Origin of the sequence: Dryocola mayonis (assembly GCF_051307045.1) — a bacterium.
In the GTDB taxonomy this organism is placed as follows: Bacteria; Pseudomonadota; Gammaproteobacteria; order Enterobacterales; family Enterobacteriaceae; genus Dryocola.
On the sequence record NZ_CP150452.1, the window covers coordinates 181397 to 204990 of the forward strand.

The following is a 23594-nucleotide window of genomic DNA, read 5'->3' on the forward strand; positions in this document are numbered from 1 at the left end:
AAGTAAGGGTGGACAAGCGCAAGCGTATCCACCGAAGGGTTTACAACGACTGGTGGCGCGTCTCTTTAGACATCAGCAGCGCAATCAGCGTCAGCGCCGACATACAGGCCAGATACACGCCCACGTAGAACAGTCCGTAGTTTGCCTGCAGCCAGGTGGCGATATAGGGCGCTACGGACGCGCCCAGAATCGACGCCACGTTGTAAGAGAAAGAGGCGCCGGTATAACGCACCTCCGTCGGGAACAGCTCCGGCAGCAGCGCGCCCATCGGGCCGAAGGTCAGCCCCATCAGGCTCAGGCCGATCAACAGGAACGCCATGACCAGCGCCGGGCTTCCGGAACCCAGCAGCGGCTGGAAGACGAACAGGGCGAAGATAATCATCAGGCTGGTGATGGCAATCATGCACTTGCGGCGGCCGAACGCGTCGGCCAGATAGCCCGCGATCGGCACCATCACGCCAAATCCGATGACCGCCATCATCAGCATCCACAGCACATCGTTGCGCGAGAATCCGAGGCCGACCGGTACGGCGGCGGTACTGTAGGTCATGGAATAGACCGTCATAATGTAGAACAGCGTGTAGGTGGCCAGCATAATAAAGGTGCCCAGAATAGTCGCCTTCAGGTGTTTAGTCAGAAGCGTACCCATGGGGACTTTTACCTGTTTGCCCGCTTTGGCTATTTTGGCAAAGACCGGCGTTTCATGCAGCGAGACGCGCACATACAGGCCGATGATGACCAGCACGGCGGAAAGGATGAAAGGCACGCGCCAGCCCCATGACATGAACTGTTCGTCGGTCAGCAGCCAGGAGAGCAGCAGGAAGGTGCCGTTGGCAAAAAAGAAGCCGATAGGCGCGCCCAGCTGCGGGAAGGAGCCGTACAGCGCGCGCTTGCGCGGCGGAGCGTTCTCCGTCGCCAGCAACGCCGCGCCGCCCCATTCACCGCCGAGGCCCAGACCCTGGCCGAAACGCGCAAGCGCCAGCAGCATAGGGGCCGCAACGCCGATGGTTTCATAGCCCGGCAGCAGGCCGATCGCCACCGTAGAAATCCCCATCGTCAGCAGCGAGGCGACAAGCGTCACTTTACGGCCCACGCGGTCGCCAAAGTGGCCAAACAGCGCGGAGCCAATCGGGCGCGCGACGAAGGCGATGGCGAAGGTCGCCAGCGACTGTAGCGTGGCGGCCGTCGGATCGCCCTGCGGGAAGAAGATGTGCGGGAAGACGATCACCGCCGCCGTGGCGTAGATATAAAAGTCGAAGAACTCGATGGCCGTGCCGACCAGAGAAGCAACAACAACTTTTCCCCGTGAGTTAACCGGCGTGGCGTCAGCCTCGCTCTCGATAGTGGTGGCAATGGATGCTTGCATAATTTTTTCTTATTTATTGGCGAACGAACGGCCATATTACGCATAGCAAAAGGCTGATTTCAATGCAGGGGGCGCGCTGAATCCGGGCGAAATTTATACAATAAGCGGATAATTTTCAGTCCGGGCGGGATACTTCTATGGAATGCTGCACGCATTTTATATATCAGCAGATAAAACTGGTTTTGGGTTATATAAAAGTTACAGGCTGGATTTATGTGCTGAAATGTTTTCCCTCTCCGTGAAGGAGAGGGAAAGGGAGCTTACTTATGCTTTTTTCCCGGCATTCTCGGGTCGTCTTTGTACTCAGCGGTGGCGATCCACGCCGCACAGAACAGCGTAAGGCGCGCGAAGAAGTAGAAGAACGCCATCAGCCCCAGCACCGAGCCGAAAGCCGCGCCGGACGGCGAGCTGACCAGCTTAGGCAGGCTGTAGGTCATGATTATCTTGATCACCTCAAAACCAATCGCCGCGATGAAGGTGCCGCGCAGCAGCGCTTTTTTACGCGGGCGGTGGCGCGGAAGACGCCAGAATATCCAGAAGAAGAGCAGGTAGTTGGCGCAGATTGAGATAGCCAGGCCAATCAGGTGCCAGGCCGGTTTAAGCCACTCGATGCCTCCCAGGTGCAGGATGCGAATGATGGTATCCTGCGCTGAACCGGCGATGGAGGTGATAGAAAGGGTGACAATCAGCGCCACCAGCAGGCCAATCAGCGAAATAAAATCACGCAGGTACTTTATCCAGAATTTCTCATCGTCCTGCGGGTTGCGCTCCCACTGGTCGCGCGACTGAACGCGTATCGCCTCGCGCAGGTTGCCCATCCAGTTAATGCCGGAATAAAGCGCCACCAGAAGCCCCACCAGCCCAACCGTTGTGCGCTGCTGCACGGCGGTGCTTATCGTGCTTTTCAGCGTTGTGGCAAGCGTCGGGTCGCTGACGTTTTCCAGAATTTTATTGAAGATGTCCTGCAGCAGCGTGGGATGCGAGGCGAGGACATAACCCCCGGCGGCAAAGGCCACCATCATGATGGGGATCAGCGATAAAAACGAAAAATAGGTAATCGCCGCGCCAAACTGGTTGCCGAGGCGATCGTTAAACCGCTCGGTGGCGCGCAAAAGGTGCGCCACCATCGGACGCCGCGCTACTTTATTTACGGTGGCGATAGTTTCGTTCACCGTTTCGTTGCCCGTTGTTATTTTAAGCAGCGGATCCAAATCATCGGGTGGCCCGGCGGGAACGGCTTCGGGTTTGGGATCGGTTTGAAATTTGGCGACGGGCTCGTAGTCGAGCGAGTCGGTAGGACGCTTATCCTGGTTATCCGTCATTAAATTCTCCTTATGTATCGACGGGGTCTTAAGGGAATTATAGCCGCAACGCTAATCAACATAGGCTTTCATTACGCCCGTCAGCCATTCCATAAACAAATGCACGCGGCGCGAAAGGTTGCGACGGTGCGGATAAAGCAGCGAAACCGGCATCGGCGCGGCGCGATACTGCGGCAGAATTTCTACCAGCTTTTTACTTTTCAGCAGCTCTTTTACCCCGGTTCGCGGCACCTGAATAATTCCCAGCCCGGCGAGGCAGGCCGCATGGTAGGTTTCGGTGCTGTTGACGGTGATAACGCCCCCGGTCTTTACCCACCGTGTGGTTTTATCCGCATAAAACTCAAACCCCTGCGGACGGGTGCCGAGATTCAGGGCGTAATGCACCACCGCGTGAGAGGCGAGATCTTCCAGACTTTCCGGATAGCCGAAGCGCGCCAGGTAATCGGGGCTGGCGCAGTTGATTTGCGTCAGCCTGCCAAGAGTGCGTGCGACCAGCCCCGAATCTTTTAGCTGACCTACGCGCACCACGCAGTCGAAGCCTTCGCGTACCACATCCACCAGCCTGTCGCTGCTCGAAAGCTCCAGCTCAATGCCGGGATACTGGTGTAAGAACGCCGGTAATTGCGGCATGACGAGATTTTTGGCTACCGCCACCGGCATATCCACGCGCAGCCGTCCGCTGATGCTTGAAGGATCGTGCAAAAAAAGACCGTCAAGCTCTTCGAGGTTGGTCAGCAGATCCTTGCAGCGTTCGTAGTAAACCATGCCGTCCTGGGTGAGCTGAACGCGGCGCGTGGTGCGATAGAGCAGCCGCGTGCCAAGCAGGCTTTCTAACGCCTGGATCTGCCGCGATACGCTACCTTTAGGTAGCCCAAGAGTGTCTGCGGCGCGGGAGAAACTCTCCAGTTCAGCCACTCTGATGAATAGCTGCATTGCGTGTAATTTATCCACTTTTGCCACATATTGTTGTTAGTAGTGAAACAGTGATGCGCAACTGGCGCTCTTTATTGATTATTTAGCAGCTAATAAGCTTGAGCACCAACACCGGACAGCAACCAATGAGGCAAATCATGAAACAAACTATCGCATTAGTGACCGGCGGAAGCCGCGGGCTGGGTAAAAACGCCGCGCTGAGGCTGGCTGAGAAGGGTGTGAATATTATCCTCACCTACAACAGCAAGCGGCAGGAAGCGCAGGATGTGGTGAGCGAAATTGAGCTAAAAGGCGTGAAGGCGGTGGCTATTCAGCTAAACGTCGGCGAAAGCGCAGGATTTGCGGATTTTACTGCGGAAGTGAAGCAGCAGCTGCAGCATGTCTGGCAGCGCGACTCGTTTGATTATTTATTAAACAACGCCGGTATCGGCCTGGATGCGGCGTATGAAAAAACGACGGAGGCCCAGTTCGATGAGTTAATGAACATCCATCTGAAAGGGCCTTTCTTCCTGACGCAGCACCTTTTGCCGCTGATTAAAAACGGCGGCCGCATCCTGAACGTATCGACCGGCCTGACCCGTTTTGCCCTGCCGGGCAAAGCCGCTTACGCCGCCATGAAAGGGGCGATGGAAGTGCTGACGCGCTACCAGGCCAAAGAGCTGGGAGCGCGCGGTATCGCGGTAAACATTATTGCCCCGGGCGCCATCGCGACAGATTTCGGCGGCGGCGTGGTGCGTGATAACGAGCAGGTCAGCAACGCTATCGCTGCGCAAACCGCTTTGGGCCGCGTGGGCCAGCCGGATGATATCGGCAGCGCCATAGCCGCGATTCTGAGCGATGAGCTGGGCTGGGCGAACGCGCAGCGCATTGAGGTTTCAGGTGGGATGTTCTTATAAAAAACGGGGTGGATAAAGCTTATCCACCCTGTATTCAGATCCTACTGCTTCTGAAAGTGATCCACTTTCATCACCGCAGGTTTCTGTTTCTTATCCAGCGTGCCGTTAATGGCCACCAGCTCGTCAGGGCTAAGGTTGCGGCCGTCGAACACGGCCCTGCGGAATATGTACGTCCAGGGTGCCGGTTTTATCCCTGAACTGGTATCTGTCTTCGCCCGTTTTTTTGATGATATTACCGGTCAGGGATATGCTTGCCCCGTCGTGCATCGCTTTTGCCTGCACGATGGTCATTCCCTGCGCATCTTCCATGCCCCGATAGCCTTTATCCATAGCGTGAGGCGGCGGCGGAGCGGCGTCCGTTTTAAAGCCACCCTCATCGTCCGCCATTGCGGGCAGGCTAAGTACGGCACTGAGTCCCGCTATCACCAGCATTTTCTTCATACATTCTCCTTAAGCTTAAGCTTCGAGGTACACCCGTTAAGCCTGGCATAAGGTCCGCAAAGCGTCACATTTCCCTGCGGGGACGAAATGATAACGGCGCTCATGGCGAGCGCCGTCAGGGGGATTATTTCCAGCGTGATAGATCATCCTGCGTCAGCCCAATATCGCGTAATTGTTCCTTGCTAAGGCCCTGTAACACTCGCGCGGTCTGGCGCTGCAGCCATCTTTGCCGGAAATACTGGTAAATCATCACCAGGCCGTAAAAAGGCTTGTGAGAGCGGTTTTCTTCGTAACCCATGATGCTTCTCCTGTTGTTGCGTCGGAGTTCATCATGCGCCGCTGGCAAAAGAGCATACAGATTCAAAAATCACTTTTATTTAACATACAGAAACGCTAAAACATGAACTGAATGGTGTTTTTTTCATCGCTCTGTACTGGTTTCAGGTTCTGTATGGCTAACCGTGAGGATACAGCATGACGCGCTACCAACATCTTGCCACTTTGCTGGCGGAACGCATCGAACAAGGGCTGTATCGCGGCGGAGAAAGGCTGCCTTCGGTAAGAAGCCTTAGCAGCGAGCACGGCGTCAGTATCAGCACCGTTCAGCAGGCCTACCATATTCTTGAAGACAGACGGCTTATTTCGCCGCAGCCGCGTTCCGGCTACTTCGTTACCCAGCGCAAAGCGCAGCCGCCCGTACCGCAGCTGACGCGGCCGGCGCAGCGTCCGGTTGAAATTACCCAGTGGGATGCGGTGCTGGAGCAGCTAATCGCCCGCGAAGATTGCGACGTGGTGGCCTTCGGCAGCGGCGCGCCGGACGTGACGCAGCCGACCATTAAACCTTTATGGCGCGAGCTGAGCCGTATCGCGCAGTATCAGGAAGCCGAGCTGCTGGGCTATGACAGCATTTACGGAATGCGCACGCTGCGCGAGCAGATTTCCCGCCTGATGCTGGACAGCGGATGCGCCGCCACCGCCGAAGACATTCTTATTACCAACGGCTGCCATGAGGCGCTGTCGATCGCCATTCGCGCGGTCTGCGAACCGGGCGACATCGTGGCGGTGGAGTCGCCTTCGTTTCACGGCACCATGCAGATGTTACGCGCCTTTGGCATAAAAGTGGTGGAAATCCCAACGGATTCCGTGACGGGCATCAGCGTCGAAGCGCTGGAGCTGGCGCTGGAGCAGTGGCCTATCAAGGCGGTGATTCTGGTATCGAACTGCAATAACCCGCTTGGCTTTATCATGCCGGAGGCGCGTAAAAGAGCGGTGCTTAATCTCGCGCAGCGCTTTGATATTGCCATCATCGAAGACGACGTTTATGGCGAGCTGGCCTATGAATATCCGCGCCCGATAACCATTAAATCCCTCGATCTGGACGGCCGCGTGCTGCTGTGCAGCTCATTTTCTAAAACGCTGGCGCCGGGGCTGCGCGTGGGCTGGATCGTGCCGGGACGCTATCTCGACCGCGCGCTCCACATGAAGTACATCGTCACCGGCAGCACCAACACCTTCTCGCAGCTGGCCGTGGCGGAGTTTATTCGTAACGGTAATTACCATCGTCATCTTCGCCGCATGCGCCAGCATTACCAGCGAAACCTTGACGTATTCACCTGCCGGGTACGGCAATATTTCCCTTGCGGGATCTGCGTCAGCCGTCCGCAGGGCGGGTTTATGATATGGGTTGAGCTGCCGGAAAATATTGATATTGTGCCCGTTTGCTGCGCGCTGCGGGAGGCGAATATTCATATTGCCGTCGGCTCGCTGCTTTCTGCTTCGGGAAAATACCGCAACTGCCTGCGCCTGAACTATGCTTTGCCGGTGGATGCGAAAATCGAAGCGGCGCTGCGAAAAACGGGCGAAGCATTAAGTCAGGTGCTGGAAAATGCTTGATTTCTCCCCTGTTTTTGAGGCATAGATTCAGGGGCCGATAGGCTAAGCTTTCCTTTACCGGCACGTCAGTCTGAAGCCAATAAACATAAAAATTACCATCTCAGATGGACGACGCGTTAAGCCGCGTCAGGCGCCCGCGCGCCGTTACCTTATAAAGGATAATCATGACCAGCACCGCACAGCTGCTGACACGGGATAAGTTTGAAACTTGCCTGGGTGTGATTCGTCAGGCGTCGTTACAAATCCTTCCGTTACTTAAAATTCGCGCCGCGGACGGCAAAGATCCGCAATGGTTCTTTCAACAGCTTGAACAGGGCCCGGCAGGGCATGGGCAGCTGGGCCGCGGTGGCGCGCCGTCTTAACCTTAACGATGCGGAGATCTCGCAGTTCACGCTGCTGCTACGTCATCTGCAGCAGCTGGTGCCGCAGTATGAAAGCGGGCAGGAGGTCAACGATAACCAGCTGATCTCCGCGTTACGTTTTGTGAATTATCTCGAAATTGTGCGCAGCAAGCAGCCGCTGCTGGGCTATTCCACCGATTTAAACTACGGCGCAGAAACGCAGCAGCTGGAAGCGCAGCGGCAAATTCGCGCGCTGGAGCTGATGCTTCGCGGGCTGATTAACGGCGCCTGGGGGAGCCAGGCGCAGCTGGTCAATCAGCTTAAAATACAGTTTGGCGGGGATAAAGTCCGGCGCTGGCTAAAAAATGCCGAGCGCGGAGATATTCTCAGCGGCCTGAGCTTTAGCGAATTATCCATTCTGCTGGTGGATAAAAAGGAGTTTGCCCGCCATTACGCGGCGCTCTATCAGAATGCCCCGCAGCTGAGCCTGTTTATCGACAAGCGTAAGACCCTGCAAACCTTCCTCGATGACGTTCGTCAAATCCGTAACGACATGATGCAGCAGCGTCCCCTCACCACGGTGCAGCTTAGCTTACTGGATAACTATTACCAGCAAACCAGCGCGCCGGTTCAGCGCGCGTTCGATGAAGGAAGGATAAAGGTTAACCCTGCGGCTCTGCTGGCGGCGGAAGAGCCTCAGCTGCAGGAGTTTATCGCCCTGGCGCAGAAAAAATATGCGGCAAACGGCGGCGATAAAGAAGAGATCGGCGATAGCATCGAACGCGTGGATTCACGCAACGCTAAAAGACATTACAACGCCGCGGAGACGGTATCCGTGGCGCTGTGGGCCCTGGTCGGGGTGGCGATTGTCGGCATGGCGATTTTCGCGCTCTTTGCCGTCAGCGACGTGAATCGTGCCGCGCAGGATACCGCGCCGCCTCAGGTAATGACGGCCGTAAGGGCAGCGGATAACGCCCTTGAAAGAGACAGCCCGCGCGACATCCTGGCGAATATGGGCATCTCCTGGGATGAAAACAGCCTGCGCCTGGCCATCGAACGGGGAGATTCGCGCATTATCCGGCTGTTTATGCAGGGCGGGATGAACTGGAAAGCCTCTTATGCGGAATCCGCTCTGGCTGCAGATTATCGCGACGCGCTGGCGACGCTGCTGCAATATCGCACGCAAATGGACGAGGTGCGCCCGTGCCGGAGGATGATGAATACCATGAGCCAGGCGATGAAAGACGGGCAAAGCCTGACGTCGATGCGCAAACAGTTTCTGCAGAATTTTTGCAGCACGCCGGGCACGATAAAACGGCAAAAAGAAGAGCTTGAAAGAGCCCTGCTGCGCCAGAGCGCGCAAAAGAGACGCTATGACGAAGCCAAAGCCCAGGGCCTGCAGCCGCAGCCGCCGGATACGAATGAAGTGGATATTCAGCAGGCAATCTATAACGCCATTCGCTGAAATTATGCCATCCCTGTAGCCCCGATCGGCAGGGCCGCGTTGGGTCGATATTTATAAATATCACAGCCTGTAAAAACCCGGATTCGTAATTAAGGTAACGCTTATGAACCCGGGTTTTTTAATTATGAGCCTGATAATGATAAGCGAGGCCGTGCAGCGGGCCATTCCCATCATGTGTTGGTAAACGTTTTACCGTCCCGCCTGGGTTGTAACCTCCTTCACGAGAAAAATCCTAATATTTACTGACGTCGCTATAGCATCATCGATTATTAACGGCCCTGCTATTTTATTCGGCGCTCGTCCTGCCGCCGCGAGGCGAACATTAGCCGCTAAAAAGCCATAAACTTTAAAACCTCCCGCCGCCAGTCAAGAAAGATAATTCCGATAAAAAATCCCCGCTACGTATTATCCAGCATTAAGTTTTTTTGAGATTTTTTTAATAGCCAAAATGTTTTAATTAACTAATTGATTTTAATGGTTATTTATTCTTTCTGCCTGTGCTGAATGTCATTAATAAATATAAAAGTCTTAATAAAGTCATTCGGGTTGATTTACGCCAGACGGCCGCTGATAGTGGTGTTGGCGGCAGCACAGAGGTTTTCATCAGCGATATATTCTGCTACTTGCTGAAGTTTAGAGTTTTATCTTTATGATCGGCTGACCGTGTTTGCGCGGCTATCTACAGCAGGGCCCTGCCGTATCTGTATGTTTATTTTTGTGCGCCGGCCTGGGGTTGGGTGAATATATTATCTTTGTGTGGTTTTTTGGTTTTAAATTTTGAGCATTTTGCTGCATAAGTTATCACTTTCTTTTTTATTTCAAAATAATACTATTGGTAACTTCATTGTTCTTATACGGGAATTTTAAATTAGCAAAAGGACTGACTGATGATGGGAAAGGAACTTGCCGGATACTACATTGGAGATAATATTCATTTCGAACTTGCACGAAAGAAACTGATAAAACTGGATGGCAACGGACGGCCCGGTTCATAGTTTTACCTTCCGGGATACCATGTTGCGGCTGTTTCTTTATCTGCTGGAACATGCGGATGGCGATATCGTTACCAACGAGCAGATCCTGTTTGAGGTATGGGATGCCTACGGACTGAAGTCTTCCAGCCAGCGGCTGTGGCAGGTCATGCAATCTTTGAAGTTTCGGCTTGTCATGCTCGGCGGTCCTCACGACCTTATCATGAGAATAGAAACGTTCGATTCAAAAGGCTATACCCTGAAAAAAGGTATTGTACGCCCTTTTTATTTCGTCGGTAATTAATGGATTAACTCTAACAGGGAGCTCTTATTATGAGAGTGTATATTCTTTCTGAGAATATGTATTTTACGGAAGGAATGGTACGGTTAATGGCCCGCGCTGGCTATACTACCCATGTACTGCGGTTTGAAGACAAAATAGACCCCCGGCTATTTCATCATGGTTCGCCTTGCGTTGTATTTGCCGATGCAAAAAGGATTGACGATTGTCTGGAAAGCATTATGAACGTCGAGGTTCATTGCTTACTGAAGATTTTCTGCATCTCCGGGCATTTCAGCAAGCACGAATTCCATAGAAATAATTTCGTATCGCTGATTTCCAGACGCACCAGCGGCGAAGAAATTGTCCTGTTGCTAAACCAGCTATCTAAAGAGCCACAACGGAAAGTAGGCGCTAACGACTCCAGACTCTCCTCCAGAGAGCTAACCATTCTTTATTATCTTTTTAAAGGGAATTCACAAAAAGAGATATCTGATAAATTAAATCTTTCGATTAAAACCATCTCAGCTTATAAGGCTCGCGCGTTGTTAAAACTGGGCGTGGAACGCATCAGCCTGAAGTCAATTCCCTATGTGCGTGGATATATATCCAGAGCGCCGGGCGACTTTTGTTTTTAACTATTGCGGGCCTGCACGCAGCAATCTATAGCTATTTATTACAAATATATTGAAGAGGGTTACTAAACCATGGCGCTTAGTCGTTATATTAATAAAATATTTTTACTTATTTTTTTTACCATGCTGGCGTATGGCTCAAATACTTATGCGCAGATAGGCCACAGAATTAACGACGGTAAAATCCCATGGGTTATGGATGCTGAGCCGCCGCCGGAACATTTTCTCGCGGAAAGCGCCCGCGCCCGGCTTATCGTATTTCGCCTGGCCAAAAACGATGACGATCTCACGGCTAAGCCGCTAAATATTTTCGTTAACGATCAATACTATGCCAGCCTGCTGCCGGAGCACCAGAGTATCGCTCTTTCCGTTTGCCCGGGTAGGAAAAAGCTCGCCGTCTCCACGGATGCGCTGCCGGGCGGGAAAAATCCCGGCGCGTCGGTTCTTGAAAATGCTACGCCCGCGCTGCAGGCCGCAGAGGTTTATTTTTATCAAATAACGTCTGATAAAAACGGCAGGGTTTTTGCCCGCTGGGTCAACGTGGATATGGCTCGTGAAGTACTGAGCAATGTGAAAATGCAGACACATACTCTTTCCCGCGTCGCCAAAGATGAGACCTGCCAGGCCGATACTTATTCTCTTAATGCTGCCACGCTTTTTAATTTTGGCCGTCATGATGCGCAGGGCATGGTTAAAGGCGCTGCTGAGTCCTTAGCGGAGCTTTCGCAGCGAATGATTAAAGACTATATCTCCATCGATAAAATCGTCGTTAAGGGCTATGCCGATCCGGTAGGCGATGACGTGCAAAATAAATATCTCTCTGAAAAACGGGCCGCTACGGTTGCCGATCGGCTACGGGCTTCTGGTTTATCTGGCGATGTTATTTTATCCCAGGGTATGGGCGCGACGAATCTTTTAGTTGAGGACTGCGATAAATATTCAAATTTTACCGACGTCATGGTGTGTAACCAACCCAACAGAAGAGTCGAGATCGAAGTTTATGGTGTCGCCACCGACTCCGCCGTAGCAATGAACGCTCATTAATACACGCTCAGTTAACCCTTATTATTGTATTCAAAGGAAATTAATATGGTTGCCATGGTAAAAATTAATATACGTGGAACTAGAGGGATCGTTTCATCTCATGAAGTCAATGCGCAAAGCAACGCTGCGACGCTTATTACCATCCCCGCACAGGGTAAGTTTAATATTGAACTGATTGATACAGCCACAGGTCATGGCCCGCAGGTTGTGATGACTAAACGCGTGGGCAACAATCTGGTTCTGGTTTTTGACGGTGAAGATGCCGATGACGTTATTCTTGAAAATTATTATGAGAATCACGAGGTGCATTTAATCGGTCAGGCTGAGAACGGGCAGTATTATGAATATATTCCGGTCTCCGGCGAGGTAAATGAGTATGCGCCGATGCTGGTAGACGGAGGCTCCAGCGAGGCCGTATTAGGCGCCGAGCCTTCTGCTTTTGCCGATCCTGCCAACGACGGCAACCGGTTCGCATGGCTACCGTTCCTGCTGCTTGGCGCCGGCGCGGTGGGCGTTGGCGGTCTTGCCTACGCCGCGGTAAAAAATAAAGGCTCTGAATCAGACTCCGCTCGCGACATCGATATCGTTATTAATCCGGCCACTGACAAAGATAAAGATGGGCGGCCTGAAATAAGCGGAAGCTCCTCAAGCCCCGGTTCGAAAGTCGTTATCACCCTTCCCGACGGCAAAACCGTTACCACGCAAACAGATAAAAATGGTAACTGGGCCGTTGAGGCGCCTTCTTCCCAGCCAAACGGCACCCTTACCGTTACGGTAACTGATTCTGACGGCAATTCCTCTACGGTGACCGGTAAATACGAAGATCGTACCGCGCCTGAAAAACCGGTAATCTCCGCGAACGATGACGAACGTCTGGCCGGTACCGCCGAGCCGGGCTCAAAGGTAACGGTCACCGATAAAGAAACCGGAGAGACCACCACCGTTGTCGCAGATGATAAGGGTAACTGGAGTATTAAGCCGAATCCGATTAACGAAGGAAGCAATAACGCTACCGTTGTAGCCCAGGATCCGGCGGGCAACCTTTCCCCGCCGGTAGGCGTCTCGCGTCCGGATACCACCGCGCCTGATAACGTCTCCTCCGGCATCGTTAAAGGTTCCGTTTCCCTTGTTGATGACGTGGCGCCGGTAACCGGCATCATTGCGGACGGCGCTAAAACCAACGATACGCGCCCGACCTACAGCGGCAAAGCGACCGGCGATATCGACCATGTCAACATTTACGACAACGGCAAGCTGGTCGGCAGCGCTAAGGTCGGCAGGGACGGAAGCTGGAGCTATACCCCTTCGGCCAGCCTTGCGGAAGGTTCCACCCATGACTATACCGTTGCGGCCGTAGATAAAGCGGGCAACGAAGGCGCGCGCGTCAGCGGTACTCACGACGGCGGATGGACATTCACCGTCGATACCCTGCCTCCTGATAATAAAACCGCCGGGATAGTGATTGATTCCATCACCCTGACTGACGATGTCGAACAGGTTACCGGCCTTATTAAGGATGGCGACAGCACCAATGATACCCGGCCGGCTTATTCTGGTAAGGCGGCCGGCGACATCGATCGCGTCAACATCTACGACAACGGCAAGCTTGTGGCCAGCGTAAAGGTTAACGGCGACGGCACCTGGAGCTACACGCCGGAAAAAGCCTTAGCAGACGGCTCGAGCCATGAATATGCCGTATCCGCGGTAGATAAAGCGGGTAATGAAGGACCGCGCGTAAGCGGGACTGCGGACAGCGGCTGGAACTTTGTCATTGACGCAGGCGCGCCCGATAACATCGCCTCAGGCATCGTTGAGGGTTCGCTGAGCCTGACGGACGACGTGGGGGCGCAAACCGGTGATATTCCCGATGGCGGCGTGACGGATGATACCCGTCCGACATTCAGCGGAAAGGCGACCGACGACATTGATCACGTCAATATCTATGACAACGGAACCCTGATCGGCGCTGCAGATGTGGACAAGGACGGCCGCTGGAGCTTCACGCCGCAGACCGATCTGCCCGAGGGCGAACATGAGTTCACCGTTTCCGCGGTGGACCGTGCCGGTAACGAAGGCGCGCAGACCAGCGGCACTTCTGATGAAGGCTGGAGCTTCACGGTAGACACCACGGCACCGGCCGATACGGCGTTTGAGAGCGGCAGCATCACCCTGACGGACGACGTTGGGCCGGTGCGGGGCACCATCGTGGACGGCAGCATCACCGACGACGCGCAGCCGACCTACGGCGGCGTTATCGGCAGCGAAGGGCTGGCGGACGGCGTGGTGAGCGTCAATATCTACGACAACGGCACGCTGATCGGCAGCGCGGCGGTGGACAGGACCACCGGCGCCTGGAGCTTCACGCCGGGGAGCGCCCTGGCGAGCGGCAGCCACAGCTTTACGGTGGCGGCGGTGGACGCGGCGGGCAACGTCGGTCCGCAGGTCAGCGGCACGGCGGATGCGGCCTGGGATTTCAACCTGCTGACCAGCGCCCCGGCGCAGCCGTCCATTGAAAACGTCAGCGACGATCGCAGCCAGGGCGAAGAAGCGGACACCGGTTTCCTGCAGAAGGGCCAGGCAACCAACGACGCCACGCCGACCATTAACGGCAGCGGCGAGCCGGGCACAACGGTGCAGATCTGGGCAACGGACGGCGCAGGCAACCGCGTGCTGGCGGGGGAAGGCAAGGCGGACGGAAACGGACGCTGGAGCATCACCACGGCGGCGCTGGGCGCGGACGGCGTCTACAGCCTGACGGCCACGGCGGTGAACGCGGCGGGCGTCTCCTCGGCGGAAACCGGTCCGTTCCCGATCTTGCTGGACACCGCGGCGCCGGAGGCGGCCGTGGCGGTACTCCATGACGATCAGGGTGACGAGCGGGGTCCGGTGGCGGCAGGCGGCGTGACGGACGACCGTACCCCGACGTTAAAAGGCAGCGGCGAACCGGGCGCCACCGTAACGGTGTACCTGGACGGTAAGAGCACGCCGGCAGGCAGCGTGGTGGTGGGTGAAGACGGCAAATGGACGCTGCCGCTGGGCACCCTTAGCGACGGCAACCACAGCTACCAGACGAAAATCACCGATGCGGCGGGCAACGAGACGCGCGGCGTAAGCGTGGGCTTCACCCTGGACAGCAGCAGCGTGGATATCACCATTGACCAGGTCAACGATAACGCGGGCAGCATCACCGGCCCGGTGCTCAACGGCGGGCTGACCGACGACAGCACCCCGGAGCTGCAGGGCACCACGCTGGCGGGCGCCACCGTTACCGTCCGCGATGCGGGCGGCAACGCGCTGGGCACCGCCGTGGCGGATGCGAACGGCATCTGGAAGTTCCAGCTGTCGGGCGTGCCGGACGGCGAACATACCTGGACGGCAGAGGTGACGGACAAAGCAGGTAATATCGCGAAAACCACCCTGACCCTGACGGTGGACACCGCTGCGCCGGCGGCACCTGTTATCACCTCCATGGAAGATGACGTGGGTATCGTGCAGGAAATCTGGACCACGCCGGGCAACGTAACCGACGATCCGGCCCCGACCTTTGCCGGTACCGCGGCGGCGGGCACCACCGTTACCGTTTACGACGGCGACAAGGTGCTGGGCTCCGTGGCGGCAGATAAGGACGGTAAATGGAGCTATACCGCCACCACTAACCTGGTGGACGGCGAGCACAGCATCAGCGTGACCAGCACGGATGCGGCAGGCAACGAAAGCGGCCGCAGCGCGGTGTGGGACTTTACGCTGGATACCAGCACCACCGCGCCGGTTATTACCATCAACACCACGGATGAGATCGGCGGTACGGCAGAGCCGGGCGCGACCGTCACCATCACTAACCCTTCAGACGGCAGCGAAACCTCCGTGGTGGCGGACGACGAAGGCAGCTGGAGCTTCCAGCCGAACCCGATTAGCGTGGGTGCAACCGACGTAACCGTGGTGGCGACCGACCCGGCAGGCAACACCAACTCCACCGTGACGGAAGGCCCGGCGGATAACACGCCGCCGGATAACATCACCTCCGGCGTCATCGGCGGCACCATTACCCTGACCGACGACGTAGCGCCTGTCACCGGCGTCATCATCGACGGCGGCGCCACCAACGACACCCGCCCGACCTACGCAGGCCAGGCCACGGCGGATATCGATCGCGTTAATATCTACGACAACGGCACCCTTATTGGCAGCGCACCGGTGGACCAGGACGGTAAGTGGAGCTTCACGCCGGCAAGCGATCTGGTGGAGGGCTCATCTCACGAGTTTACCGTGGCCGCCGTAAATAAAGCGGGTAAAGAAGGGCCGCAGATTTCCGGCACCGCCGATGAGAGCTGGAGCTTTACCGTGGACGGCACGGCGCCGGGCGCGGGCGCGTTCGAGGCGGACAGCATCACCCTGACCGATGACGTGGGGCCGGTGCGGGGCGCTGTGGTCGACGGCAGCACCATTGACGACGCGCAGCCGACCTATGCGGGCAAAATCAGCGCCGACGGTCTGGCCGGCGGCGTGGTGAGCGTCAACATTTACGACAAGGGCGTGCAGATCGGCAGCGCGGCGGTGGACAGAACCACCGGCGAGTGGAGCTTCACGCCGGGCAGCGTGATGGCGAGCGGCAGCCACAGCCTGACCGTGGCGGCGGTGGACGCGGCGGGCAACGTCGGCCCGCAGGTCTCCGGCACGGCGGATGCGGCCTGGGACTTCACCCTGCTGACCAGCGCCCCGGCGCAGCCGTCCATTGAAAGCGTGGTGGACGATCGCAGCCAGGGCGAGGACGCCGACACCGGCTTCCTGCAAAAGGGCCAGCCGACCAACGACGCCACGCCGACCATTAACGGCAGCGGCGAGCCGGGCACGACGGTGCAGATCTGGGCAACGGACGGCGCAGGCAACCGCGTGCTGGCGGGGCAAGGCAAGGCGGATGAAAACGGACGCTGGAGCATCACCACGGCAGCGCTGGGCGCCGACGGTACCTACAGCCTGAGCGCTATTGCGGTGAACGGGGCGGGCGTATCGTCAGCGGAAACCGGCGGCTTCCCGATCGTACTGGACACCGCGGCGCCGGATGCGGCCGTGGCGGTACTCCATGACGATCAGGGTGACGAGCGGGGCCCGGTGGCGGCAGGCGGCGTGACGGACGATCGTTCTCCGACGCTGAAAGGCACCGGCGAGCCGGGCGCCACCGTCACGGTGTATCTGGACGGCAGCGCCGCCGCCGCGGGCAGCGCGGTGGTGGATGCGCAGGGCAACTGGACGATTTCGCTGGCCTCGCTCGGCGACGGCGAGCACAGCTACCAGACCAAAATTACCGATGCCGCAGGCAACGAAACCCGCGGTGAGGTGGTGAACTTCACGGTGGACGCCAGCAGCGTGGAGTTGTCCATCGACCAGGCCAACGATAACGCGGGCAGCATTACCGGGCCGGTGCTGAACGGCGGGCTGACCGACGACGGCACCCCGGAGCTGCAGGGCACCGCAGCGGCGGGCGCCACCGTGACCATTAAGGAGGCGGACGGCAGCGTGCTGGGCACCGCCGTGGCGGATGCGAACGGCGTGTGGAAGTACCAGCTGGACGAAGTGGCCGACGGTGAGCATACCTGGACGGCCGAGGCGACCAACCTGGCGGGTAATACCGCCCAGGCCACCCTCACCCTGACCGTGGATACTAAACCTCCGGCGCCTCCTGTTATTACCAGCATGCAGGACGACGTAGGGTCAGTTCAGTTTACGTCTCCGGTTCAGGGTAACGTAACTGACGATCCGGCCCCGACCTTTACCGGCACGGCTGAGGCCGGCGCAATCGTAACCCTTTACGACGGCGAAACCGCGCTGGGTTCCGTGACCGCTGATAAAGACGGCAACTGGAGCTATACCCCGACCACCAACCTGCGCGAAGGCACCCACAGCATTACCGCCACCGCGACGGATGCGGCGGGCAACGAAAGCGAACGCGCGGAAAACTGGAACTTCGTGCTGGATGTGACCGCGCCGAACGTCGGTATTTCAGGAAACTCCGCGGAATCCCTGAGCGGCTTGTCTGAGCCCGGCGTAATCATCACGGTGACCGATGCCGAGGGCAAGGAATATACCGCCGTCGCCGATCAGACCGGCCGCTGGATAATTTCGCCGAACCCGATTGAGGCCGGCGTATCCGGTACGATTTACGCCACGGATCCTGCCGGTAACAAGGGCGAACCCGTCCGCTTCCAGGGCGCGGCGCTGGGCAGCTACGATCTGATGAATGAGAGTACTCAGGTTAATACGACTACCGTCGGCGATCAGGCTAACCCGACCACCACCCGGCTGGCCGACGGCCGCATTGTAGTGATCTGGCAGGGGGACGGCATTTCGACGACTGAAGTTTACATGCAGATGTATGAAGCCGACGGCGTACACAAAATCGGCACCGAGCAGCAGGTTAACCAGCGCACCAGTAACAACCAGGACAGCCCGCAGGTGGTGGCGCTGGCCGACGGCGGCTTTATCGTTGTCTACGAGTCCTGGCAGGGGGGACTGGACAGCAGCGGCGATGGCATCGTTGCCCGCCGCTACGGCGCCGACGGCCAGGCGGTGACGGATGAGTTCCTGGTGAACATCACCACCAGCGGCTACCAGAACCGTCCGGGCATCCTGGCAACCGCCGACGGCGGCTACGTTATTTCCTGGCAGGATCAGAGCAAGAATATCGTTCAGCGTACCTACGGGCCGGACAACCAGCCCGAAACGGGCGAGGTGGTCGTGGCGACCGGCAACGGCATGGGCGCCTCCGGCGGGCCGGAAATGGCATCCTTTACCGATGCGGCCCACGCGGGGATGTATATCACCGTCTGGGGCGCCAGCAGCGGCCCGGCAGACAACAGCTCCACCGGCGTGGTGGGGCAAATCTTCGGGGCGGACGGCAGGCCGCTGGGCGATGTTTTCCAGGTGAACACCACCATGGACGGCTGGCAGAACTACCCGGACGTGATCGTCCTGAAGGACGGCAGCTTCGTGGTCTACTGGGACAGCAACGATTCCGGCGCCGATGGCCTGGATATCCGCGCGGCGCACTACACCCTTGATCCTGCGACGGGCGCGGTGTCGGTAAAAGGAGCCGGTGACTTTATCGTCAATACCTACACCAGCGGCAAGCAGTACAAGCCGGCTGGCGTGGCGCTGGAGGACGGCGGCTATCTGATTATCTGGGGCTCGCAGGGCGGCGACGGCGATGGCTCAGCCATCTACGCCCAGCGCTATGACGCCGGCGATAACAAAGTGGGGCGTGAATTTATCGTCAACACCACCACCGCGGGAAACCAGGGCTACGGCGGCGAATCCGTGGACGTAACCCATATTCTGGACGCCACGCTGATGGCGAACGGCAACGTGTACGTTACCTGGCAGTCCGACAACGTTGACGGCGACGGCGCGGGCGTGGAAGGGATCGTGGTAAATCCGGACGCCTCTTACTACTCGGAATTTACCGTTAACGCCACGACCGCCGGCGATCAGACAAACTCTTCCGTGGCGGCGCTTCCCGGCGGCGGCTCTATCGTGGTGTGGCAGTCTTCGACCGGCGACGGATCCGGCACCTGCATTAAAGGACAGATGCTTGACGCGAAGGGCCAGCCGGTTGGCAGCGAATTTACGGTGAATGCCACAACGTCAGGGAATCAGCTCACGCCGCAGGTAACGGTCTTGCCGAACGGTGATTTTGAGGTGGTATGGAGCAGCGGCGATTACATCAAAGGGCAGAAGTTCTCTTACACCTACGATGAAAATTCGCAGGTTAGCGGCGTCAGCGCGTCAGGCGCCGAGTTTAACGTCAACACCGGCAGCGAAGCGGATAATCAGACCAACCCGGTGATTACCACGCTTGCGGACGGCGGCTATATGGTGGTCTGGCAGGCTTCCGTGAACAATACCTGGCAGATCTACGGTCGTCAGTACGACGCAAACGGCGAGCCGGTCACCGCCCAGACGGTTCTGGCGACCACCACGCTGAGCACGCCGAATATCTGGAACGCCTTTAATGGCGACTGGAACCCGTTACCCTCGGTCACCACGCTTGCGGATGGGCGCTTAGCGATAGCCTATACCACCAAAGGTACCGGCTACGACTCGATGGTCATGCTGTACGATCCGACTACTCATACCACGAACTCGCCGACGTTAGTTAACCAGACGCAGGCTAACGATCAGGCTTCTCCGGTAGTAACCGCCCTGGGCAACGGTAATCTTATCGTGACCTGGGACTCGAACAATAACGGCGGTCCGGATCAGACCGGCTTTAGCGTCTGGGGGCGTATTTTTGATACTAAAGGGAACGCGCCGGGGAATGAGTTTCTGATCAACACCGCGACGGCAGGAGATCAGCATCTGCCCGTTGTGGTCAGCCGTGAAGATGGCAGCTTCGTGGTGGTGTTCGTTTCGGAAACGGACAGCGCGCCGGGAGACGGCACCTACGGTATCTACGCCCAGTATTTTGATGCGAAGGGCAATAAAATCGGCCAGCAGATGCAGATCAACCAGCTGACCTATGGCGATCAGCTGGAGGTGGACGCCACCTTCCTCGAAGGCGGTCAGCTGTACGTGACCTGGACCGATAAAGGCGTGGCGGACGGCGCAGGCTCGGCCATTAAGGGGCGCATCGTGGATCTGGCCGAAACCCTCGGCCTGAAGCCGGAAACGCCGAAAAATGACGATCCGACCACCATTGACTATCAGCCTGCAACGGAGGCGGCGGCCGACTCTCTGCCGCCAAACGTGGGGATCTCGGTCAACAACGCCGACAGGCTGGGCGGCCAGACCGAACCGGGCGCCACCGTGACGGTTATCGATGCCAAAGGTAATCCGCACGTGACCGTGGCGGACAGCAAAGGCGCATGGCATCTGGAGCCAAACCCGCTGGCGGTTGGCGAGAACGGTTTTATCTCCGCCTCAGACGCGGCGGGCAACCAGAGCGCGCCGATCCTTATCCGCGGTACGGCGCTCGACGGTTACGATTTGCTCAACGAAAGCACCCTGGTGAACACCACCACCCTGGGCAATCAGGCAAACCCGACCACCACCCGGCTGGCCGACGGGCGCATTGTAACGATCTGGCAGGGGGACGGCAGCTCGACGACTGAAGTTTACATGCAGATGTATGAAGCCGACGGCGTACACAAAATCGGCACCGAACAGCAGGTTAACCAGCGTACCAAAGGCAACCAGGACAGCCCGCAGGTGGTGGCGCTGGCCGACGGCGGCTTCCTGGTGGTGTATGAATCCTGGCAGGGGGGCCTCGATAATAACGGCGATGGCGTGCTGGCCCGTCGTTACGGTTCCGACGGCCAGGCGATGACGGATGAGTTCCTGGTGAACACCTCCACCAGCGGTAATCAGAACAACCCGGGCGCGATGGCGACCGAAAACGGCGGCTATATCATCACCTGGGAGGATCAGGGCAAGAATATCGTTCAGCGCGTTTACGGGCCGGACAATCAGCCTGAAACGGAAGAAATCATCGTCGCCACAGGCACAGCCGTCGGCACCTCCGGCGGGCCGGAAATGGCATCCTTTAGCGATGCGGCCCACGCGGGGATGTACATCACCGTCTGGAGCGCCAGCAGCGGCCCGGCAGACAACAGCTCCACCGGCGTGGTGGGGCAAATCTTCGGGGCGGACGGCAGGCCGCTGGGTGGCGCTTTCCAGGTGAACACCACCATGGACGGCTGGCAGAACTACCCGGACGTGATCGTCCTGAAGGACGGCAGCTTCGTGGTCTACTGGGACAGCAACGATTCCGGCGCCGATGGCCTGGATATCCGCGCGGTGCACTATACCCTTGATCCTGCTACCGGCGCGGTGTCGGTAAAAGGAGCCGGCGATTTTATCGTCAATACCTACACCAGCGGCAAGCAGTACAAGCCCACTGGCGTGGCGCTGGAGGACGGCGGCTATCTGATTATCTGGGGCTCGCAGGGCGGCGACGGCGACGGTTCGGCCATCTACGCCCAGCGCTATGACGCCGGCGATAACAAAGTGGGACGTGAATTTATCGTCAATACCACCACCGCGGGAAACCAGGGCTCGGGGGGGAACTCCAGCGACGTAACCCATATTCTGGACGCCACGCTGATGGCGGACGGCAACGTGTACGTCACCTGGCAGTCCGACAACGTTGACGGCGACGGCACGGGCGTGGAGGGGATCGTGGTAAATCCGGACGCCTCTTACTACTCGGAATTTACCGTCAACACCACGACCGCCGGCGATCAGACCAGCCCCGTAGTGGTTTCGCTGCCGGACGGCGGGCTGTTTGAGGTGTGGGTCTGCGCCAACGGTGACGGCTCCGGCACGGGCATCAAAGGGCAATTGCTGGATGCGAAAGGCCAGCCGGTTGGCAGCGAATTTACGGTGAATAGCACCAGCGCCGGCAATCAGCTTATGCCCGTCGTGCTGGAAAACGGCAACATTCAGGTGGTGTGGACCAGTCCGGCATCCGGAAGCGCCAATTACATCAAGGGGCAGCAGTACACCTATACCTACGACGGCGAGGGCAACGTCAACGGATTAACGACGGTTGGGCCGGAGTTCAATATCAGCTCCGGAACCGGCGCCGGATATCAGGCGCATCCGCAGATTACGTCCCTTGCGGACGGCGGCTATCTGGTGGTCTGGGAGGCTCAATATGCCAACGAGTACAGGATTTACGGCCGCCAGTACAGCGCCGACGGCTCGCCGGTCACCGGGGAGCTGACGTTAAGCGAAACGGGCCTGACGACCGGCATCCTGGGCAACAGCAACGGCTGGAGTCCGCTGCCGTCGATTACGCAGCTAAGCGACGGCAAGGTAGTGGTGACCTTCGCCACCGCGGGAAGCGGTTACGATGTCAGCATGCTGACCTACGATCCGGTTAGCCACCAGCCCGGCGAGGCGTCCGTCGTTAACCAGACCACCGGCGGCGATCAGGCTTCGGCTACCGTCAGCGCGCTGGATAACGGCAATTTCGTTGTCACCTGGGACTCCAATAACCATAGCGGTCCGGATCAGAACGGCTATGGCGTCTGGGGGCGTATTTATAACGCGAGCGGCCAGGCGGTTTCCGATGAGTTTCTCATTAATACCGTCACCGCAGGCGATCAGCATCTCGCGCAGGTGGTGAGCCGCGCCGACGGCAGTTTCGTCGCCGTATTTATCTCGGCGACCGACACGGCGCCGGGGGCGGAGACGGATGGAATCTATGCCCAGTACTTTGACGCTCAGGGCAACAAGATCGGCCAGCAGATGCAGATCAACCAGCTGACCTACGGCGACCAGGTTGAAGTTAACGCCACCTTTATGGCGGGCGGCCAGCTGTACGTCACCTGGACCGATAAAGGGGTCGGCGACGGCAGCGGATCGGCGATTAAGGGCCGCATTGTTGACCTGAACGAAACCCTGGGGCTGCCCGACGACGGCAACGGCGTGACTCATATCGAGTATCGGCCCGCGCAGTTCTACGTTAACGGTACCGAAGGCAACGATTCGCTGGACGCGCGCGGCGCCATTACCGTCGATGCGAAGGACGGAAACGACACCATCTTTATCAACGGCACCAACTTCACCAGCATCAACGGCGGAGAAGGGCGGGATACGCTGGTGTGGGATGCCAACGGTAACTTTGAGCTGGGAAGCGTTTCTTCGAAAATCAGCGGCATCGAAGCGATTCATATGGGGAACAACGCGGCGCAGACGCTGGTCATCAGCGCGAACGACGTGCTCGAAATGACCAAAGCGAACGGCGAAACGGAGCATACCTTAATCATTACCGGCGACGATGGCGATTCAAACAACAATGGCGCAAAAGACACGGTAAATATTGATAAGTCAGTGTGGACCTCGTCCGGGGCCCGGACTGAAAATGGTGTGAATTACGACGTGTATGTTCATAACGATGACACGACTGTGAAGCTGATAATTCAGAATGGATTGAATGTTATTTAAGTAATACGCAAGGCGGCGGCTTCGGCCGCCGCCCGATAAGGCATTCTTTTTTCTATTTTATTGA

General features: G+C 57.5%; 10 protein-coding genes and 2 pseudogenes. 7 read left to right on the top strand and 5 right to left on the bottom strand.

Features of this window, described 5'->3' with window-relative positions; all coding sequences use genetic code 11:
* Window positions 1-40 precede the first annotated feature (40 nt).
* The 3 genes from WLO32_RS00865 to WLO32_RS00875 form a co-directional block, all read right to left on the bottom strand.
* The gene (locus WLO32_RS00865) at window positions 41-1366 is read right to left on the bottom strand and encodes an MFS transporter (protein WP_435946863.1); all 1326 of its coding nucleotides are present in this window, start codon (window positions 1364-1366) and stop codon (window positions 41-43) included.
* Window positions 1367-1626: 260 nt separating this feature from the next.
* Window positions 1627-2688 (bottom strand): inner membrane protein YhjD, encoded by a 1062-nt coding sequence (yhjD, locus tag WLO32_RS00870; protein WP_435946864.1) that lies wholly within the window; start codon window positions 2686-2688, stop codon window positions 1627-1629.
* Window positions 2689-2739: 51 nt separating this feature from the next.
* Window positions 2740-3639 (bottom strand): LysR family transcriptional regulator, encoded by a 900-nt coding sequence (locus WLO32_RS00875; protein ID WP_435946865.1) that lies wholly within the window; start codon window positions 3637-3639, stop codon window positions 2740-2742.
* Between the two features lie 119 nt (window positions 3640-3758).
* On the opposite strand from WLO32_RS00875, the gene WLO32_RS00880 reads away from it, so the two are divergent.
* A complete protein-coding gene (locus WLO32_RS00880) occupies window positions 3759-4517 on the top strand; it encodes an SDR family NAD(P)-dependent oxidoreductase (protein WP_435946866.1) in 759 nt (252 codons plus the stop codon).
* A 41-nt stretch (window positions 4518-4558) separates the two neighbouring features.
* Here the strand turns inward: WLO32_RS00880 and WLO32_RS00885 are convergent.
* Both WLO32_RS00885 and WLO32_RS00890 read right to left on the bottom strand, forming a co-directional pair.
* Window positions 4559-4958, bottom strand: a pseudogene (locus tag WLO32_RS00885) (YdeI family stress tolerance OB fold protein).
* 124 nt (window positions 4959-5082) lie between these two features.
* Window positions 5083-5256, bottom strand: coding sequence for a DUF1127 domain-containing protein (locus WLO32_RS00890; RefSeq protein WP_435946867.1), 174 nt, complete (start codon window positions 5254-5256; stop codon window positions 5083-5085).
* 176 nt (window positions 5257-5432) lie between these two features.
* On the opposite strand from WLO32_RS00890, the gene WLO32_RS00895 reads away from it, so the two are divergent.
* The 6 genes and pseudogenes from WLO32_RS00895 (at window position 5433) to WLO32_RS00920 (ending at window position 23530) form a co-directional block, all read left to right on the top strand.
* A complete protein-coding gene (locus WLO32_RS00895) occupies window positions 5433-6851 on the top strand; it encodes a PLP-dependent aminotransferase family protein (protein ID WP_435946868.1) in 1419 nt (472 codons plus the stop codon).
* 164 nt (window positions 6852-7015) lie between these two features.
* Window positions 7016-8657, top strand: a pseudogene (locus WLO32_RS00900) (STY4199 family HEPN domain-containing protein).
* A 969-nt stretch (window positions 8658-9626) separates the two neighbouring features.
* Window positions 9627-9932, top strand: coding sequence for a winged helix-turn-helix domain-containing protein (locus WLO32_RS00905; protein WP_435946869.1), 306 nt, complete (start codon window positions 9627-9629; stop codon window positions 9930-9932).
* A 29-nt stretch (window positions 9933-9961) separates the two neighbouring features.
* A complete protein-coding gene (locus WLO32_RS00910; RefSeq protein WP_435946870.1) occupies window positions 9962-10546 on the top strand; it encodes a LuxR C-terminal-related transcriptional regulator in 585 nt (194 codons plus the stop codon).
* Window positions 10547-10615: 69 nt separating this feature from the next.
* Window positions 10616-11587, top strand: a complete 972-nt coding sequence (locus tag WLO32_RS00915; RefSeq protein ID WP_435946871.1) for an OmpA family protein — start codon at window positions 10616-10618, stop codon at window positions 11585-11587.
* 210 nt (window positions 11588-11797) lie between these two features.
* Window positions 11798-23530 carry an Ig-like domain-containing protein gene (locus WLO32_RS00920; RefSeq protein ID WP_435946872.1) on the top strand — a complete coding sequence of 3911 codons (11733 nt, stop codon included), beginning with the start codon at window positions 11798-11800 and terminating at the stop codon, window positions 23528-23530.
* Window positions 23531-23594 lie beyond the last annotated feature (64 nt).

Coding starts and splice junctions, on each gene's coding strand:
- WLO32_RS00920 (WP_435946872.1), top strand. CDS start 11,798: ATGACTAAACGCGTGGGCAACAATCTGGTTCTGGTTTTTGACGGTGAA.
- WLO32_RS00895 (WP_435946868.1), top strand. CDS start 5,433: ATGACGCGCTACCAACATCTTGCCACTTTGCTGGCGGAACGCATCGAA.
- WLO32_RS00865 (WP_435946863.1), bottom strand. CDS start 1,366: ATGCAAGCATCCATTGCCACCACTATCGAGAGCGAGGCTGACGCCACG.
- yhjD (WP_435946864.1), bottom strand. CDS start 2,688: ATGACGGATAACCAGGATAAGCGTCCTACCGACTCGCTCGACTACGAG.
- WLO32_RS00910 (WP_435946870.1), top strand. CDS start 9,962: ATGAGAGTGTATATTCTTTCTGAGAATATGTATTTTACGGAAGGAATG.
- WLO32_RS00890 (WP_435946867.1), bottom strand. CDS start 5,256: ATGGGTTACGAAGAAAACCGCTCTCACAAGCCTTTTTACGGCCTGGTG.
- WLO32_RS00915 (WP_435946871.1), top strand. CDS start 10,616: ATGGCGCTTAGTCGTTATATTAATAAAATATTTTTACTTATTTTTTTT.
- WLO32_RS00880 (WP_435946866.1), top strand. CDS start 3,759: ATGAAACAAACTATCGCATTAGTGACCGGCGGAAGCCGCGGGCTGGGT.
- WLO32_RS00905 (WP_435946869.1), top strand. CDS start 9,627: ATGGCAACGGACGGCCCGGTTCATAGTTTTACCTTCCGGGATACCATG.